Here is an 18,165-nt window from a genome sequence, read left to right on the forward strand (position 1 = left end):
GATGGCGCTACTGCAGATTTCCGAACCCGGCCAGACCCCCGAGCCCCACCAGCGCAAGCGTGCGGTTGGTATCGACCTGGGCACCACCAATTCCCTGGTGGCGACCGTGCGCAGCGGCTCCGCCGAGGCAATCGGCGCGGCCGATGGCAGTGTCATCCTGCCGTCCGCAGTCCACTACAGCGCAGAGGGCGTGACCGTTGGTGCAGAAGCGCGCAGCCGCGCCGGCAAAGACCCCTATAACACCATGCTTTCCGTCAAGCGGTTGATGGGCCGCGGCGTTGCCGATGTAAAGAGTTTCGGCGACCAGCTGCCCTACCGCTTCGCTGACAGCGACGGTGGAATGCCGCAGATTGAAACCGCGGCCGGCAGCGTCAATCCGGTGCAGGTTTCCGCCGAGATTCTCCGGGTGCTGGCCCAGCGTGGCCGCGAGGCATTGGGCGGAGACCTGGACGGCGCGGTGATCACCGTGCCGGCCTATTTTGACGATGCCCAGCGGCAGGCCACCAAGGACGCTGCGCGCCTCGCCGGCCTGCACGTGCTGCGGCTGCTGAATGAACCCACTGCCGCGGCGGTGGCCTATGGCCTCGACCAGGGCGAGGAGGGCGTGATCGCCGTCTATGACCTGGGCGGTGGCACCTTCGATATTTCCATCCTGCGCCTGTCCAAGGGCGTTTTCGAGGTGCTGTCCACCGGCGGCGATACCGCGCTCGGTGGCGATGATTTCGATCGCGCGATCGCCAGCTGGATCGCCGGAGAAGCGGGTCTGGGCACTGACCTGGATGTGACCACGCAGCGGGCGCTGCTGGACACGGCCTGCGCCGCCAAGGAGCAGTTGGCACAGGAACAGTCGGTGCCCGTGACCCACGGCGACTGGCAGGGCACCCTGAACCGGGCGACCATGGCCGAGATCCTCGACCCGCTGATCGACAAGACCCTGCGGGCCTGCAAGCGGGCACTGCGGGATGCCGACCTGGCTGTCGATGAGGTCGGCGAGGTGGTGCTGGTGGGCGGATCCACCCGTACCCTGCGCGTGCGCGAGCGGGTGGAGCAGTTCTTCGGCCGCCAGCCCCACGCGGAGATCGACCCCGACCAGGTGGTGGCCATTGGCGCTGCCTTGCAGGCGGATGTGCTCGTCGGCAACAAGTCCGGTGATGACCTGCTGTTGCTGGACGTGATCCCGCTGTCCCTGGGTATCGAGACCATGGGCGGCCTCACCGAGAAGCTGATCGCACGCAACACCACCATTCCGGTGGCCAAGGCGCAGGAGTTCACGACTTTCAAGGACGGCCAGACGGCCATGGCCATCCACGTGGTGCAGGGCGAGCGGGAACTGGTGAAAGACTGCCGCTCCCTGGCCCGCTTCGAGCTGCGCGGCATCCCGCCAATGGTGGCCGGCGCGGCGCATATCCGCGTCACCTTCCAGGTGGATGCGGATGGGCTGCTGTCGGTGACAGCGATGGAGAAGAGCAGCGGCGTCAGTGCCGATATCACCGTCAAGCCCTCCTATGGCCTGGAAGATGAGGACATTACCCGCATGCTGCGGGATTCCTATGCCCACGCCGAGGACGACATGGCCGCTCGCGCCCTGCGCGAGGCACAGGTAGAAGCGGAGCGCGCGCTGGAGTCCCTGCTGGCAGCCCTGCAGGAGAATGGTGCCGAGCTGCTGAGCGAGAAAGAACTGAATGCCATGGAGCGGGGCATGGAAGCACTGCGCCTCGCCCACAATGGTGGCGATGCGGATGAGATTCATCGTCGCATCGAGGCCCTGAACGAAGTCTCTGAGCCGTTTGCGGCGCGCCGGATGGATGCTTCCATTCGCCGTGCAATGCAGGGGCACAGTCTGGATGAATTTGATGAGTAACCGGCGGTTCGCCTCCTGACGGAGTGCAGAGTCGCCGCCGGCGCAGTGATAAGTGCCGGCACACCTGGACTATAGCGAGTTGGAAGCCCATGCCTAAAATCGTATTTCTGCCCCACGTCGAGATCTGCCCCGAGGGCAAGGTAATCGAAGTGGAGAGTGGCGTGAGTATTTGTGATGCAGCGCTGGAGCACGGTATCGAAATCGAGCACGCCTGCGAGAAGTCCTGCGCCTGCACCACCTGCCATGTGGTCGTGCGCGAGGGCTTCGACTCCCTCGGCGAGCCGGACGAGCTGGAGGAGGACTTGCTGGACAAGGCCTGGGGGCTGGAACCGGAGTCGCGCCTGTCCTGCCAGGCGATCGTGGATGATGAGGATCTGGTGGTCGAAATTCCCAGGTACACCATCAACCAGGTTTCGGAAAAACACTGACACCCCAGTCACAATCGTTGGCTAGTGGAGAGCTGCGGATGAAATGGACCGATATCAACGACATTGCCATTGAGCTGGTGGATACCCACCCGGATGTGGATCCCCTGCGGGTCAACTTCGTCGACCTGCGCAATTGGGTCATCGAGCTGCCGGGCTTCGATGACGATCCGGATCGCTGCGGGGAGAAGATCCTGGAGGCGATTCAGGCCGCATGGATCGAGGAGGCGGACTGACCGGTCGCTTCCGGCAGACAAATTCCGCCGGGCAGGGTGCTTGTTGGAGTACAAAACTCGAACAATTCCCTGTACAATCCGCCCGCCCTAAAAGGGGTTGATCGCTTTTCGCACAGTGCGGGCGGCGATAGAAACTGGAATTCAGGGAAGAGCAACTGCGGTTGCTCTTTCTGTATGTAAATTGCAAATACTGAAATTGGAGAAAATCATGGCCCTGGAGCGCACTCTTTCCATCATCAAGCCGGACGCGGTAGCCAAGAACGTTATCGGCGAGATCGAAAGCCGTTTCGAGAAAGCCGGCCTGCGTATTGTCGCCATGAAAATGCAGCACCTGTCCCGCGAGAAGGCCGAAGGCTTCTACGCCGAGCACAAAGAGCGTCCTTTCTTTAAAGACCTGGTGGACTTCATGACTTCCGGCCCGGTTGTGGTTCAGGTTCTGGAGGGCGAAGACGCCATCAAGGCCAACCGTGATCTGATGGGTGCCACCAACCCGCAGGAAGCTGAAGCCGGCACCATCCGCGCCGACTTTGCCCAGAGCATCGACGCCAACGCGGTACACGGTTCCGATTCCGCGGCTTCCGCCGAGCGCGAAATCAGCTACTTCTTTGCTGACGACGAAATCTGCCCGCGCGCTTGATGCGCTGATCGGAGGGGGCTCCCTGCTCCCTTCGCTCGTCGCACCCGGACAGCCGCTCCCTGTACGCAGGCTGGCTGGCCGGGTGCTTCCATTGACCCGAGCTGGTCAATGGCGGCACGCCCCGTGCCGCGTTGTAACTAGCAGCACCGTGTCTGGTGCAAGGTGATTCCATGACTGCGAGCCAAACCGAAAAAGTGAACCTGCTGGGCCTGTCTGTCGACAAGCTGGCGGCGTTCTTCGAGTCCCTGGGCGAAAAGCGTTTTCGCGCAGTGCAGGTGCTCAAGTGGATTCACCAGAACGGCGTCGATGACTTCGAACAGATGACCAATGTCAGCAAGGCGCTGCGCACAAAGCTGGCAGAGGTGGCCGAGATCCGTGCCCCCAAGGTGCTGGGACAGTGGGATTCCGCTGACGGCACCCGCAAGTGGCTGATCGAGGTAGAGGGCGGTAACGCCATCGAGACCGTTTACATTCCCGATGGTGACCGGGGCACCCTGTGTGTCTCCTCCCAGGTGGGCTGCTCCCTCGACTGCAGCTTCTGCGCCACCGGCAAGCAGGGCTTCAACCGCGACCTCACCGCGGCCGAGATCATCGGCCAGGTCTGGATCGCCTGTCAGTCTTTCGGCCAGCTGCAGCCCAAGGGCCCGCGCAAGGTCACCAACGTGGTGATGATGGGTATGGGCGAGCCGCTGCTCAATTTCGACAACGTGGTCGACGCGATGAACCTGATGATGGAGGACAATGCCTACGGCATCTCCAAGCGTCGCGTGACCCTGAGTACCTCCGGTGTGGTACCGGCTCTGGACCGCCTGGCGGACGTCACCGACGTGAGCCTGGCGATCTCCCTGCATGCGCCCAATGACGAATTGCGTAACGAGCTGGTGCCGATCAACAAGAAGTACCCGATTGCCATGCTGCTGGACAGCGCCAAGCGCTACATCGAACGCATGCCCGATACCCATCGCAAGATGACCATCGAGTACACCCTGATGCGTGAGGTCAACGACCGGCCGGAACATGCCGAGCAACTGGCCGAGCTCCTGCGCGATGTGCCAGTCAAGATAAATCTGATACCCTTCAATCCGTTTGAACTTTCTGACTACCAGCGTGTGAGCAACAACGCTTTGCGACGTTTTCAGCAGATTTTGCTGGATAAAGGGTTTACGGTAACGGTTCGCACAACCCGGGGCGACGATATCGCCGCGGCCTGTGGCCAGCTGGCCGGCAGTGTCAATGACCGCACACGCCGTTCCGAGCGCTACCGCAATGCCGAGCGCCCGGTCCGAATCGTCGGCTAGTGCGCTCCCGGCCGGCACCTGAGTGTCGGCCGGCCAACGGCGCATCGCCGGGGTGTGCTCCCAGAAAAATAAAAGGTGATGTAGTGTTGGCGAAATCCCTCTCCCTGCCCCTGGCAGGTCTGATTCTCAGTGTCCTGCTGGCCGGTTGTGTGACCACCGGCCTGCCGCAGCGCCAAGAGGTCAACATTGACCAAGCGGTAAAGACCCATGTGCAACTGGGTCTGCGCTATCTGCAGTCCGGGGAAAACCGCGATCTCGCCCGCTATCACTTCAACAAGGCCCTCGAACTCGGCAAGCGCAATCCCGATGCCCACCACGGCCTGGCCATGCTGTACCAGGTGGATGGTGAACTGGAGGTGGCCGAGTCCCACTTCCGCAAGGCGCTGCGCTATGGCGACGACTTCTCCATGGCCCACACCAATTACGGGGTCTTCCTCTACCGCCAGGAGCGCTATGAGGAGGCACTGGAACATTTCGAAAAGGCCGCCAGTGATCTCACCTACAACCGCCGCTCCTACGCCCTGACCAATTACGGTCGTGCGGCGGTGCGGCTGGGTAAGGCCGAGGAGGCCGAGCGGGCCTTCACCCGTGCGCTGGCCCTGAATGACAACCTTCCGCAGCCGCTGCTGGAACTGGCAGAAATGAAGTACGAGGCCGGGGCCTATGCCCAGGCCAAACAGTACCTGGACCGTTACAGCGAAAAACACCAGCAGGTACCCCAGTCCCTGTGGCTGGGAATTCGCATCGAAAAGATCTTTGGTAACCGGGACAAGGAGCGCAGCTACGCCCTGGCCCTGAGAAACCTCTACCCCTATTCAGCGGAAGCGCTGGAATACAAGAAGATGATGGCCAATGACGGATAACCTAGTTGAAAACGCGGCAGCGGCCGCGCAATCCGCCGAGCTTCGCGAGGAGCACCCATCCCCGGGAGTCCAGCTGCGTGCAGCCCGCGAAGCCGCCGGGCTGACCCTGGAGGAGCTGTCCGCCCGCCTGCGGATGACCGGCAACAAGCTGGAACTGCTGGAGCGGGATGAATACGACCGCCTTCCCAGTGCCCTCTACGTCCGCGGCTATATTCGCAATGCCTGCAAAGAGCTGGGTATCGACCCGGTCCCGGTGCTGGAAGCGTTTTCCGGTTACAGTGCTGCAGAGGAAGAGAGCCGGGCGATCATCGCCCATGTCAGTAAAGCGTCGGTGATCGACGAGAGCGGCAGGGGCGGCTACGGGGTCCTGGCGCTGGTAGCGCTGGTACTGGTGGCAGGTGCCTTCTGGTGGTTCCAGGGCCGTGAGCTGACTGACGCTGCCAGCGACATCGTTTCTCCTGCCGCCGAGCGCGCGGTTTCGGAGATGGCCCTGGATTCGGGCGCCGAGCCTGCTGCCGCCATGGCTGAGGCTGAACTGGCTGAGGCGGAACAAGCTGAGAGCGCGCAGACCTTTGAAGTGGTCGCTCCCGAGATTTCCGAGGCACAGGAATCCGTGCAGTCGGCGACCCCTGAGTCCTCGCAAGAGGTGCCGGCGGAGCCTGCTGATGCTGGAACCGTGCAGGCAGCGGCAGAGGGGCAGATCGAAGTGATGGCTGCGGAACCGGAGGTCGAGATCGCTGCGGAGTTGGAGTCTGACGCGGCCGCGACTGAGGCTTCAGATACAACGGAAGCCCCGGCGGAAGCCGCTGAGTCCGCGAGGGTGGCTGAGCCGACCCCCGCGCAGGCTGCTGTCTCCGGTCCCGTCGAGACAGTCCAGCTCAGCTTTGCCGAGGACGCCTGGGTGGAAGTCAAGGATGCCTCCGGCAGTGTGCTGCTGGCCAGGCTGCAGCCGGCGGGCTCGCGGGTGGCGCTGGAAGGCCAGCCCCCGTTCAGCCTGATGCTCGGTCATGCGGCAGTCACTGAAGTGCGCTATCGCGGCCAGCTGGTGCCCAGTGATCCCATAGGTGGTCGCCGTACCCACCGGATGACCCTGGGCGAATGATGCCCACGCGGCCGCTGCGGCGATGCAGCGGCCGATTGTTCACTCCCGCAGCCCCAGGCAATCGCCTGATCGGTCCGTAACCGTCAGTCGTGCTCCCGCTGATGCTGATTTGTACGCTCTGCACCTTTATAATCCCTCCTCGATTTTTCACTCTGCGAAACCGTCAGGTCAGACCTATGCAATTCGAGTCACCTATCGTCCGCCGCGTTTCCCGCCAGATCATGGTGGGCAATGTGCCTGTGGGCGGCGGCGCGCCCATTTCGGTGCAGAGCATGACCAACACCGACACCTGCGATGTCGAGGCCACCGTGGGCCAGATCCGGCGCCTGCAGGAGGCCGGAGCCGATATCGTGCGGGTTTCCGTGCCCACCATGGACGCGGCTGAGGCCTTCGGTGAAATCAAGAAGCAGGTGGAGGTGCCGCTGGTGGCGGACATCCACTTCGATTACCGCATCGCCCTGCGCGTCGCCGACCTGGGCGTGGACTGCCTGCGCATCAACCCGGGCAATATCGGCCGCGAGCACCGTATTCGCGCGGTGGTGGACAAGGCCCGGGACCTGGATATCCCGATCCGCATCGGCGTCAACGCCGGTTCCCTGGAGAAGGACCTGCAGAAGAAATACGGCGAGCCGACCCCGGACGCACTGGTGGAGTCCGCCCTGCGGCATGTCGAAATCCTCGATGGTCTCGACTTCCACAACTTCAAGGTGAGCGTAAAGGCCTCCGATATCTTCATGGCCACGGCCGCCTACCGGAAGCTGGCCAAGCTGATCGAGCAGCCGCTGCATCTGGGCATCACCGAGGCCGGTGGCCTGCGCGCCGGCACCGTGAAGTCCGCCATCGGTCTCGGCGCACTGCTACTGGATGGTATCGGCGATACCCTGCGGGTCTCCCTGGCGGCGGATCCGGTGGAAGAGGTCAAGGTGGGCTGGGACCTGTTGAAGAGCCTGCGCCTGCGCACCAAGGGGATCAATTTCATCGCCTGCCCCAGCTGTTCGCGGCAGAACTTCGACGTGGTGAAGACCATGAACGAGCTGGAAACCCGCCTCGAGGATGTGACCACGCCGCTGGATGTGGCGGTGATCGGTTGTATCGTCAACGGTCCGGGTGAAGCTAAAGAGGCCGATGTGGGCCTTGCCGGCGGTACGCCCAGCCATGCCATTTACGTGGACGGCAAGCCCAGCCACAAGCTGAAGAATGACAACCTGGTAGATGACCTGGAGCGCCTGATCCGCGAGAAGGCCGCGGCCAAGGCCGAGCGAGAGGCGGATATCATCGCCAAGGCCTGATTCCTGTCAGGTGGGGAGTGGGTGCTGGCGGGGCTTTTGCGGGACACGCCGTGAATCCATCCCTGGAGGCTTGTCGGCCGGGTCCCTCCGGCCGACAGTCCCGCAAAAGCCCCGCCAGCACCCTTCAGAGTCTTGTTGGGGTCCCCGCCCCTCAAACTGGAAACCGATTGAGTTAAGTAAGGACAAACCTTGAAACAGCTTCGCGCAATTCGCGGCATGAACGACCTGCTGCCGACCCAGTCCCCGGTCTGGCAGTATGTGGAGAGCACCGTCAGCGAGCTCTTCGCCCGCTATGGCTACAGTGAAATCCGCATGCCCCTGCTGGAAGCGACCCAGCTTTTCAGCCGTGCAGTCGGAGAGGCCACCGACATCGTCGAGAAGGAGATGTACACCTTCGAGGACAAGAGCGGTGACAGTGTCACCCTGCGTCCGGAGGGCACTGCCGGTGCAGTGCGCGCGGCGATGCAGAACAGCCTGCTGGCCAGCCCGCAACGCCTCTGGTATTTCGGTCCCATGTTCCGCTACGAGCGCCCACAGAAGGGCCGCCTGCGCCAGTTCCACCAGTTTGGTGTCGAGGTGTTCGGCATCGAAGGGCCGGACGTGGATGCGGAAATCCTTATCATGACCGCGCGCCTGTGGAAGCAGCTCGGGATCGCTGAGCACGTCACCCTGCAGCTCAACTCCCTCGGCAACAGCGCCAGCCGCGCCGCCTACCGCGAGGCCCTGGTGAGTTACCTGAGCGAGCGCAAAGAGCAGCTGGACGAAGACAGCCAGCGCCGCCTCGAGCGCAACCCGCTGCGGATTCTCGACAGTAAAAACCCCCAGACCCAGGAACTGCTGGTCGATGCGCCCTGTCTACTGGATTTCCTAGATGAGGAGTCTGCGGCCCACTTCGACAGCCTGAAGTCGTTTCTGGATGCCGCGGGCGTCCAGTACACGATCAACCCGCGGCTGGTACGGGGGCTGGATTACTACGGCAAGACCGTGTTCGAGTGGGTCACTGACAGTCTCGGTGCCCAGGGGACCGTCTGCGCCGGGGGGCGCTATGACGGCCTGGTGGAGCAGTTGGGCGGCAAGCCGACCCCGGCGGTGGGCTTTGGCCTCGGCGTCGAGCGTCTGGTGCTGATGCTGGAAACCCTCGAGGTGTTGCCGGAGGGGCTGGATCAACCGGTAGATGCGTACCTGGTGGCCGTTGGTGATGTACAATCGGCGGCTTTGGCCTCTGCGGAGCAGATCCGCGATGCGCTGCCCTGGCTGCGCCTGCAGACACACTGTGGCGGTGGCAGCTTCAAGAGCCAGATGAAAAAGGCCGACAAGAGCAACGCGGACTTTGCCCTCATCATCGGTGAGGACGAGGCAGCGGCAGGGCAGGTGACCGTGAAGTTCCTGCGCGCCGAGCAGCCTCAACAGACCGTGGCCCTGGCCGACCTGCCCGCACTGCTGCAAGGCTGACCTGCGGAACAGGGCATTGAACATCGGGAGTGGCCGCGGCCACTCCGCGGGAAGTACCAAGAAGTGATAGGAAAGGCGAATTAACCAATGGCTGATCATCTGACAGAAGAAGAACAAATAGAATCGCTGAAACGCTGGTGGGCGGAGAACGGCCGCGGAATCATTACTGGTGTGGTCCTGGCACTGGCTGCCTATTTCGGCTTCCAGTGGTGGCAGGGTGCCGAGCGCGAGAAAGCCGAGGCCTCCTCCGATCTTTACCAGGGCTTCGTTGAGGCCATGAGTGCCAATGAAGGCCAGCCCGACAACAAGCAGCTGACCACCGCCAAGAGCCTGGCCCAGCAGCTGAAAGAGGAATATGCGAGCCGCATCTACGCCAGCCAGGCGGCGCTTCGTCTCGCGGCACTGGCGGCCGATGACAATGACCTGGAGTCGGCCGAGAAGGAACTGCAGTGGGTCCTGACCAACAGTGATGAGGAGTCCCTTAAACTGGTGGCAACCCGCCGTCTCGCTGCAGTCCTCGCCGCGCGCGGCAAGCCTGATGAGGCCCTGAAACTGCTGGAGGGCAAGGTGCCCATGGCGTTCGAGGCCCTGTTTGCCGAAACCCGTGGCGACATCCTGCTGCAAAAGGGTGATGAGGCTGCGGCCTACGAGGCCTATCAGCAGGCCCTGGTCAAGTTGTCGCCGGAGCAGGCGGGCGGTGCCCAGTTGCTGCGCCTCAAGGCCGAAGGGGTGGCCCCGGCAAAGAAAACGGAGAGCCCGGCAGAAGAGCCCGCGCAGCAAGCTCCGCAACAGGAAGCTCCGGCACAGGAGAGTGACGAGCAATGAGATCGATTTCACGCACCCTGAACAGAGCGGTGTTGGTGGCGCTGGCAGCGGTGATCGCCGCCTGTGCTTCCAACGACGAGAAGAAAGAAGACACGGACCCCGTCGAACTGGTGGACATCAATGCCACAGTGGAGCTGCGTGAAGTCTGGTCTGAAAATATCGGCGATATCGACACCAAGCGCTACGCCATGCTGCAGCCTGCGATCGGCGCCGGCCGGATTGTCGCCGCCAGCAGCGACGGCGAAGTACTGGCACTGGATCGCGCTACCGGCCGCCGGCAGTGGAAAGTGGACCTGGATGTGCCCATCAGCGGCGGCGTCGGTGTCGGCCTCGGCATGGCCGTGGTTTCCGACTACCGCGGTCGAGTGGTTGCGCTGGACCTGAATGATGGTAACGAACTCTGGAGCCACCAGCTGACCAGTGAAGTGGTGGCAGCACCGGCGGTCGGTGCCGGTGTGGTGGTCGTGCAGTCCGTGGACGGCAAGCTGGTCGGCCTCGATGCGTCAGATGGCACCGAGCGCTGGAGCCACAGCACCACCCTGCCGGTGCTGACCCTGCGCGGCACGGCGGCTCCGGTAATCACTGCCGGGCTGGTCTTCGCCGGTCTCGACAACGGCAAAATGATCGCCCTGGATGCCCGCGACGGCATTCCGCGCTGGGAGCAGCGGGTGGCGATTCCCCAGGGGACCGCGGAGCTGGACCGGGTCGTCGATATCGACGGCGCACCGGTAATCCGCGGTGACCTGGTTTTCGCCGCCAGTTACCAGGGACGTGTGGTTGCCCTGTCCCGGGACGACGGTCGCGGCCTGTGGGCCCGGGATGCCTCCACCCACCACAGCGTGGCCGTGGGAGCCGGCAATGTATACTTGAGCGATGCTGGCGGCACTGTGTATGCCTACAATGTGGGCAGCGGCCAGATCGTGTGGAACAACAACGACCTGCTGCGCCGTGAACTGGGCGGCCCCGCCTACTTTGGTGATGTAGTGGTGGTGGGCGACCTCGAGGGTTACCTACACGCCATGGATCCGGCCACCGGGCAGATCATTGGTCGTGAAAAGATCGACGGCGATCCGGTACGCATCCCGATGGTCGTGGATGGCGACCTCCTGTTCGCCCTTTCTGACGGCGGTGAGCTTGTCGCCCTGCGCCTCGAGCGTCGTCAGTAAAAATGTCCGGGCGGAGCTTGTCTCCGCCCGCCGCGCCACGCACGCGCGGAGACGTTGTACCGCCCGCGCCCCGCGGGCGTTCGTGTTTATGGCAAATCCGTTTTGCCCAGAGAAGACTGAGTTATGCTGCCAGTAATTGCCCTGGTCGGGCGCCCCAACGTGGGTAAATCCACCCTGTTCAACCGGCTCACCAAGAGTCGCGATGCCCTGGTGGCCAACTACGCCGGCCTGACCCGCGACCGCAAGTACGGTGAGGCGGAGATCGATGGCAAGAAAATGATCCTGGTGGACACCGGCGGCATTACCGGCGGTGAGGAAGGCATCGATGCGGCCATGGCGCAGCAGTCCATGCAGGCCATTGAAGAGGCAGACTTCGTGCTTTTCCTGGTGGACTGCCGCGATGGCCTGACCCCGGCGGACGAGATGATTGCCGACCAGCTGCGCAGCCGCTCCAAGCCGACCCTGCTGGTGGCCAACAAAGTCGATGGCGTCAATCCGGATATCGCCCTGGCACCTTTCTACGAGCTGGGCATTGGCGAGCTGTTCCCCACCACCGCCACCCACGGCCGCGGTGTGCGCGCGCTGATGGAGCGTGTTGCCAGTGGCCTGCCGGAGCAGGCGACGGAAGAGGAAGAGCAGGACGAAGCCACCGGCATCAAGATTGCCATTGTCGGCCGTCCCAATGTGGGCAAGTCGACGCTGGTCAACCGCCTGCTGGGTGAAGAACGGGTGGTGGTGTACGACCAGCCCGGTACGACCCGGGACAGTGTCTATATCAATTACGAACGTGACGACAAGCCCTACACGCTGATCGATACCGCCGGTATCCGGCGGCGCAAGAACATCAAGGAATCGGTGGAGAAGTTCTCCATCGTCAAGACGCTGCAGGCGGTCGAGGACGCCAATGTGGTGGTATTGGTGATCGATGCCAAAGAAGGGCTCGTCGATCAGGATATGCACCTGATGGGCAGTGTGATCCAGGCGGGCCGCGCCCTGGTGGTGGCCCTGAACAAATGGGATGGCCTCGATCCCGATCACCGGGATTTCGTCAAGACCGAGCTGGAGCGCCGCCTGCGCTTCGTGGACTTTGCCGATATCCACTTTATTTCTGCCCTGCACGGCACCGGTGTCGGCCACCTGTACGAATCCATCGAGGCTGCCTACCAGTCTGCCACGGACAAGCTCTCCACCAACCACCTGACTCGCATCTTGCAGTGGGCGGTAAGTGAGCACCAACCGCCGCTGGTACACGGGCACCGCATCAAGTTACGCTATGCCCACGCGGGTGGCCAGAATCCGCCGGTGATCGTGATTCACGGTAACCAGACCGACAAGGTGCCGTCGCACTATGTGCGCTACCTGGAAAAGACGTTCCGCAAGGCGCTGGAACTGCACGGCACGCCGGTGAAGATCGAGTTCCGCACCGGTGAGAACCCCTACGCTGGCCGCAAGAACAAGCTCACCGACCGGCAGAAGGCCAAGAAGCGCCGGTTGATGAAGTTCGTGAAAAAGAAAAAATAACGGTTGCCGCCCCGTCGCCGGGGCCAACCAGCAGGCAAAAGGAGAACGCAATGCTGGACCTGAAGAACCCCTCGCTGCTGCGCACCCAGTCCTACGTGGATGGCCAGTGGATCGATGCCGATTCCGGCGCTACCCTCGACGTCACCAATCCTGCCACCGGCGAAGTGGTCGCCAGTATTGCCAGCCTCGGCGCAGCGGAAACCCGCCGTGCCATCGAGGCCGCCAATCGCGCCTGGCCGGCCTGGCGCGATGCCACGGTCAAGGAGCGGGCCAAGATCCTGCGCCGCTGGTACGACCTGATCATCGAAAACGCCGACGACCTGGCGAAGATTCTGACCGCCGAGCAGGGCAAGCCGCTGTCCGAAGCGAAGACTGAAGTGGTCTACGGGGCCAATTACGTGGAGTGGTTCTCCGAGGAAGCCAAGCGTGTCTATGGCGACGTCATCGCGCCGCCGTCGAAGGACAAGCGCATCGTGGTCATCAAGCAGTCCGTTGGCGTGACCTGTTCGGTGACGCCGTGGAATTTCCCCAGCGCCATGATTGCACGCAAGATGGCCCCGGCCCTGGCCGCCGGTTGCCCGTTCGTGAGCAAGCCCGCTTCTGAAACACCACTGTCCGCACTGGCACTGGCGGTGCTGGCGGAGGAGGCCGGCATTCCGGCCGGGGTCTTCAACGTGGTGGTGGGCAAGAGCTCCCGCGAAATCGGCGCGGAGATGACCACCAACCCGCTGGTGCGCAAATTTACCTTCACCGGTTCCACCGTCGTGGGCAAGCAGTTGCAGGCCCAGTGCGCAGAAACCATCAAGAAGACGTCCATGGAACTGGGCGGCAATGCGCCGTTCATTGTCTTCGATGACGCCGACCTGGATGAGGCGGTGAAGGGCGCGATTGTCTGTAAATATCGCAATGCCGGTCAGACCTGTGTGTGCGCCAACCGCATCTTTGTGCAGGAAGGTGTCTACGATGCCTTCGCGAAAAAATTCGCCCAAGCCGTGCAGGAATTGAAAATGGGCAACGGCGCCGAGGAAGGTGTCGAGGTCGGCCCGATGATCAACACCAAGGCGGTCAAGGACGTGCAGGCCCTGGTCGAGGATGCGGTCTCCAAGGGCGCCAAGGCCCCGGTTGAGGGCGGCCCAAGTGAAATGGGTGCCTGTTTTTATGCGCCCACCATCCTGACGGATGTCACCGACGACATGCAGATCTTCAGTGAGGAAATCTTCGGCCCGGTGGCGCCCCTATACAAGTTCTCGACCGAAGAAGAAGTGATCAGGATGGCCAACGACACCGAATACGGTCTCGCTTCCTACTTCTATTCCCGCGATATCGGCCGTATCTGGCGTGTCAGCGAGGGGCTGGAATATGGCATGGTCGGTGTTAACGAAGGCATCATCTCCAACGAGATGGCGCCGTTCGGCGGGGTAAAGGAGTCCGGCATCGGCCGCGAGGGCTCCAAGTACGGCATCGACGACTACATCGAGATCAAGTACCTCTGCCTCGGCGGTATCGACAAATAAACGGACATCGCCAGCCTCGATGAATATCGAGCCTATCGCGCGCGTGCACTCCTGCTTCGGCGAGAAGTTCGGTGTGCCGCGCCAGCCACTGCTCGCCGATGCGAGCCGTGCATCCATCGAGCTGCTGCCGCCACTGGATGTGGCGGATGCGGTGGCCGGGCTGGAGGAGAACACCCATATCTGGGTGATTTTCCAGTTTCACCAGGCCGCCGGCCAGTGGTCCGCCAAGGTGCGCCCGCCGCGCCTCGGCGGCAACAAAAAACTCGGCGTGCTCGCCACCCGCTCCCCCTTCCGCCCCAACAATATCGGCCTGTCCGTAGTGCGCCTGCTGGAAGTGCGCACTTCGCCCAGGGTAGAGCTGATCGTCGGCGGTGCGGACCTGGTGGACGGTACACCGGTGCTGGATATCAAACCCTACGTGCCTTATGCGGACGCGCTGCCGGATGCCCGCAACGCTTTCGCCGATGCAGCCCCCGAGCCGGTTGCAGTGGATATCCCGGAGGCGGTACTGAAAGCAGCGTCTGCCTACAAAGACGATTGGGGCACCGACCTGCCCCGCCTGATCACACAGGTGCTGGCACAGGATCCCAAGCCCGCGTACCAGAATCCGGACGCGGACAGGATTTATGGTATGAAGCTCTGTGGCTTCGACTTGCGCTGGCGCTACCTTTCTCCAGCACAGCTGAAAGTGGTCTCACTTGACCCGTGCTGATGTGGCGCAATCTCTGCGATAGGGGAATTTGGCAATGCGATATCTGGCACTGTTGTGGTTGGCTTTTGCACCCATGGCTCTCTCATCAGATAAGGAGGGCTTGTCGCAGTTTATTGTCGCATTTGCCATCGATCTGAAGGGGGATAAAGAGGCTGTTGCTTTCGATCAGTACTTTGTGGGTGCCCCTGTTTTCTTTCTCGGGGAGCAACCCGGTATCTCCCCGGCGCCGGATTTCGCGCCGAAGATGGTTGAGCTGTTACGTGAGACGCTGCGCCTGGACCAATATCCCTTCGGGAAGGTCAGAGTGGAAAGTCAGAACATTGCGGCTGATGGCACGGCGACATTGATGGTGGTTTTTGAGCGGGAACGGTCGCATGAGCCCCATGTAAAAGCCATCTGTAATATTTTTGCGGCAATAAAGACAGATGGTGACTGGAAAATCAGTTTCTGGCATCTCGTCACCACCAACCATCCGACGCGATGCACGTGGGCCTAGGCCAGCGCTGGATTTTTTTCCGGATCGTCTGTCCGATCTGAAGGCGATCCAGTCAGGTATCGAGGGCGTAAGAAAAACGATAAGTCTGCCGGTCAGGAGCCTGCCTGGAGGGAGAAAGTTCTTAGTGTTATTTCGCAAGAATATTGTCAAAGCGGTTTTGACTCTCTTGTTGCTTTGGGCAACAGCACACGTCGCTGCCCAGGAGTCTGCCAGCGGCGATCACGTGCAGGTGCGCTGGTTGGCACCGGAGGCCTTTGCCGCCGGAGAACCCGCGACCATCGGCTTCTATTTCGAGGTGGACCCGGAGTGGCATGTCTACTGGCGTAACGCGGGTGACTCCGGCGCGGCGCCGCGCTTTGACCTCACCGCTGAAGGCGCTGAAATCGGCGATATCCTCTGGCCCTTTCCCAAACGCCTGCCCATCGAACACCTCACCATCCTCGGTTACGAGGGCAATGTCGCTTACCTGATGCCAGTGACACCGCAGCAGGATGCCGGCCAGGTGGTGATGGAAGCCAACCTGGAGTGGCTGGTCTGTAAAATCGATTGCATTCCCGGCTTCGGCACCCTGCGGCTGGAGCGGCCGGTGATGGAGAGAAGCGCCTGGGACGCCGGCGACCGGGACCTGGTGGCCCGCTTCCTGGCCCGGGTACCAAAACCGCAGGCAGACAGCCCGTGGCAGGCAAGCGGTCTGGCGGAGGAGGGCGAAGAGGTTGTCCTCACCCTGCAGGGCAGCGCCGAAACGCCGGACGTATTTCCTTTGGACGGCGCGCTGCTGACCGCCGCCGAACCAGAAGTTCAACGCCAGGATGGCAGCCTCGTTTTTCGTTTTCAGCGCGTGCCCGGTGCAGCGCCGGCGCAAAGTGCCGGTTTTGTCGTCAGTGATGGCACACAGGCTTGGTCCCTCGAGCAGGTTCCGTTCGGCCTGGCGGAGGGGTCGACGGGGCAATCCCTGTGGCTGCTGGTGCTGGCGGCTTTTGCCGGCGGTGTGATCCTGAACCTGATGCCCTGTGTGTTCCCGGTACTGTCGATCAAAGTGTTCGGGCTGATCAACAGTGGTGCCGGTCACCGGATGCGCGAGGCGTTGTTGTATGGGGCCGGGGTGCTCGCGACCTTTGCCGCCCTCGGGGCGCTGTTACTGGCGCTGCGCGCTGGCGGCGCGGCAGTGGGCTGGGGATTCCAGTTGCAGTCAGCGCCGGTGGTGCTGGCACTGATCGCGCTGTTCTGGCTAATGGCGCTGTCTTTCAGCGGCCTGTTCGAATTCGGCCATAAACTGATGAACCTGGCCGGCAGCAGTCGCGGCGGCAGTTTCGCCACCGGTGTACTGGCGGTGTTCGTGGCGGCGCCCTGCACCGGCCCGTTTATGGGGGCGGCCCTGGGCGCGGCAGCGGTACTGCCGGCAGTCTCTGCCATGGCCATTTTCCTGGCCCTGGGTGCTGGCCTGGCGGCGCCGTTTGTGTTGCTCTGTGCCAGCCCGCCCCTGTTGCGACGTTTGCCCCAGCCCGGCCCGTGGATGGACAAGCTGCGCCAGTTCCTGGCCTTCCCGCTCTACCTGACCGTTATCTGGCTGCTGTGGGTACTGGGTCGCTTGCTGGGAGAGGACGGCTGGCTGATCGGTACGCTGCTGCTGGTGGCACTGGTGTTTGCCATCTGGCTGGGGCGGACCATCAGGCGGGGCGGCCGCATTGTCGGCTACCTGGTTTCCATCACTGCACTGGTAGTGGCTTTTTCCGCCCTGCAATTCCGGGAGGGCAAGTCTCCACTGGCCGAGTCCGGTGCCTGGCAACCGTTTGATCCCGCTGCCATTGAAGATGCCCGACAACAGGGGCGCGGTGTCTTTATCGACTACACTGCCGCCTGGTGCATCACCTGTCAGGTGAATAAAAAACTGGTGCTCGACCTGCCCGAGATCCAGCAGGTTTTTGAGCGCAACGATGTCTATCTGGTACGGGCCGACTGGACCGACCACAACCCGGAAATCACCCGCGCGCTGGCAGCACTGGGCCGTAATTCCGTACCGGTGTACGCCTGGTATGCGCCCGGTGCCAGCCGTCCGCGACTGCTGCCACAGATACTGCAGGAAAGCATGATTACCGGACTGTTCGAGGATTCACTGCGTCAATCAAAAGAGGACGACACACCATGAAAAACTCACATAACCTGAGCCGCTGGATATTTTCGCTGTTGCTCGCTGTACCCGCCCTGGCCATGGCAGCGGCAGTGCCCGGTGAACAGGCCCCGGCTTTCAGCGAAGTGGATGCCGCCGGCAAAACCCATACCCTGGAGAATTATGCCGGCAAGTGGCTGGTGATCGAGTGGTTCAACAAGGACTGCCCCTACGTGAAAAAGCACTATGGCAGCGGCAACATGCAGGCGTTGCAGGAAAAGTATACCGGCGAGGGAATCCAGTGGCTGACCGTGATCTCTTCCGCCAAGGGCAAGCAGGGGCACCTGGATCCCGCGCAGGCACTGGAGGTGGCCAAAAGTCACAACCTCAAGGCCAGCGCGCCTTTCCTGTTGGATACCGATGGCAACATGGGTCGCGCCTTCGGTGCCAAGACCACACCGCATATGTTCATCATCAACCCGGAAGGCCAGGTGGTCTACGCCGGCGCCATCGATGACAACGACTCCGCCAACCCGGCGGTGATCCCCAAGTCCAATAACTATGTGGCCGCTGCGCTGGATGCTTCCATGACTGGCGAGGCTATCCAGGTTGCCTCTTCGCGCGCCTATGGTTGTTCGGTGAAGTACTGATCGGCGATTCG

At 62.4% G+C, this 18,165-nt stretch carries 17 protein-coding genes; all 17 read left to right on the forward strand.

Annotation, left to right across the window (positions count from 1 at the left end):
• The first annotated feature begins 1 nt into the window (after position 1).
• The 17 genes from hscA to LVD12_RS09140 all read left to right on the forward strand — a co-directional run bounded on the left by hscA (position 2) and on the right by LVD12_RS09140 (position 18,154).
• Positions 2–1,861, forward strand: a complete 1,860-nt coding sequence (hscA, locus tag LVD12_RS09060; RefSeq protein ID WP_237067376.1) for a Fe-S protein assembly chaperone HscA — start codon at positions 2–4, stop codon at positions 1,859–1,861.
• A gap of 89 nt (positions 1,862–1,950) precedes the next feature.
• The gene (gene fdx, locus LVD12_RS09065) at positions 1,951–2,289 is read left to right on the forward strand and encodes an ISC system 2Fe-2S type ferredoxin (protein WP_237067377.1); all 339 of its coding nucleotides are present in this window, start codon (positions 1,951–1,953) and stop codon (positions 2,287–2,289) included.
• 38 nt (positions 2,290–2,327) lie between these two features.
• Positions 2,328–2,522, forward strand: a complete 195-nt coding sequence (gene iscX / locus LVD12_RS09070) for a Fe-S cluster assembly protein IscX (protein WP_250459896.1) — start codon at positions 2,328–2,330, stop codon at positions 2,520–2,522.
• 208 nt (positions 2,523–2,730) lie between these two features.
• On the forward strand, positions 2,731–3,159 hold the full coding sequence (gene ndk, locus LVD12_RS09075) for a nucleoside-diphosphate kinase (protein ID WP_237067378.1): 429 nt from the start codon (positions 2,731–2,733) through the stop codon (positions 3,157–3,159).
• Positions 3,160–3,329: 170 nt separating this feature from the next.
• The gene (rlmN, locus tag LVD12_RS09080) at positions 3,330–4,457 is read left to right on the forward strand and encodes a dual-specificity RNA methyltransferase RlmN (RefSeq protein ID WP_237067379.1); all 1,128 of its coding nucleotides are present in this window, start codon (positions 3,330–3,332) and stop codon (positions 4,455–4,457) included.
• Between the two features lie 83 nt (positions 4,458–4,540).
• Positions 4,541–5,320 (forward strand): type IV pilus biogenesis/stability protein PilW, encoded by a 780-nt coding sequence (pilW, locus tag LVD12_RS09085; protein ID WP_237067380.1) that lies wholly within the window; start codon positions 4,541–4,543, stop codon positions 5,318–5,320.
• On the forward strand, positions 5,310–6,422 hold the full coding sequence (locus LVD12_RS09090) for a helix-turn-helix domain-containing protein (protein WP_237067381.1): 1,113 nt from the start codon (positions 5,310–5,312) through the stop codon (positions 6,420–6,422). The genes pilW and LVD12_RS09090 overlap by 11 nt, the downstream gene beginning before the upstream one ends.
• A gap of 176 nt (positions 6,423–6,598) precedes the next feature.
• On the forward strand, positions 6,599–7,711 hold the full coding sequence (ispG, locus tag LVD12_RS09095) for a flavodoxin-dependent (E)-4-hydroxy-3-methylbut-2-enyl-diphosphate synthase (RefSeq protein WP_237067382.1): 1,113 nt from the start codon (positions 6,599–6,601) through the stop codon (positions 7,709–7,711).
• Positions 7,712–7,900: 189 nt separating this feature from the next.
• Positions 7,901–9,163, forward strand: coding sequence for a histidine--tRNA ligase (gene hisS, locus LVD12_RS09100; protein ID WP_237067383.1), 1,263 nt, complete (start codon positions 7,901–7,903; stop codon positions 9,161–9,163).
• Positions 9,164–9,250: 87 nt separating this feature from the next.
• Complete coding sequence (locus tag LVD12_RS09105) at positions 9,251–9,988, forward strand: YfgM family protein (protein ID WP_237067384.1); 738 nt, start codon at positions 9,251–9,253, stop codon at positions 9,986–9,988.
• Positions 9,985–11,154, forward strand: a complete 1,170-nt coding sequence (gene bamB, locus LVD12_RS09110) for an outer membrane protein assembly factor BamB (protein ID WP_237067385.1) — start codon at positions 9,985–9,987, stop codon at positions 11,152–11,154. Before LVD12_RS09105 ends, bamB begins: the two co-directional genes overlap by 4 nt.
• A gap of 123 nt (positions 11,155–11,277) precedes the next feature.
• Complete coding sequence (der, locus tag LVD12_RS09115) at positions 11,278–12,675, forward strand: ribosome biogenesis GTPase Der (RefSeq protein WP_237067386.1); 1,398 nt, start codon at positions 11,278–11,280, stop codon at positions 12,673–12,675.
• 50 nt (positions 12,676–12,725) lie between these two features.
• Complete coding sequence (locus tag LVD12_RS09120) at positions 12,726–14,189, forward strand: NAD-dependent succinate-semialdehyde dehydrogenase (RefSeq protein WP_237067387.1); 1,464 nt, start codon at positions 12,726–12,728, stop codon at positions 14,187–14,189.
• A gap of 19 nt (positions 14,190–14,208) precedes the next feature.
• Complete coding sequence (tsaA, locus tag LVD12_RS09125; RefSeq protein WP_237067388.1) at positions 14,209–14,901, forward strand: tRNA (N6-threonylcarbamoyladenosine(37)-N6)-methyltransferase TrmO; 693 nt, start codon at positions 14,209–14,211, stop codon at positions 14,899–14,901.
• Positions 14,902–14,935: 34 nt separating this feature from the next.
• Entirely contained in the window at positions 14,936–15,397 is a 462-nt protein-coding gene (locus LVD12_RS09130; protein ID WP_237067389.1) for a hypothetical protein, read from the forward strand.
• Between the two features lie 124 nt (positions 15,398–15,521).
• Entirely contained in the window at positions 15,522–17,543 is a 2,022-nt protein-coding gene (locus tag LVD12_RS09135; RefSeq protein ID WP_237067390.1) for a protein-disulfide reductase DsbD family protein, read from the forward strand.
• Positions 17,540–18,154, forward strand: coding sequence for a thioredoxin family protein (locus LVD12_RS09140; protein WP_237067391.1), 615 nt, complete (start codon positions 17,540–17,542; stop codon positions 18,152–18,154). The genes LVD12_RS09135 and LVD12_RS09140 overlap by 4 nt, the downstream gene beginning before the upstream one ends.
• The last annotated feature ends 11 nt before the right edge of the window (positions 18,155–18,165 follow it).

Origin of the sequence: Microbulbifer guangxiensis (genome assembly GCF_021729075.1) — a bacterium.
GTDB classification, from domain to species: domain Bacteria; phylum Pseudomonadota; class Gammaproteobacteria; order Pseudomonadales; family Cellvibrionaceae; genus Microbulbifer; species Microbulbifer guangxiensis.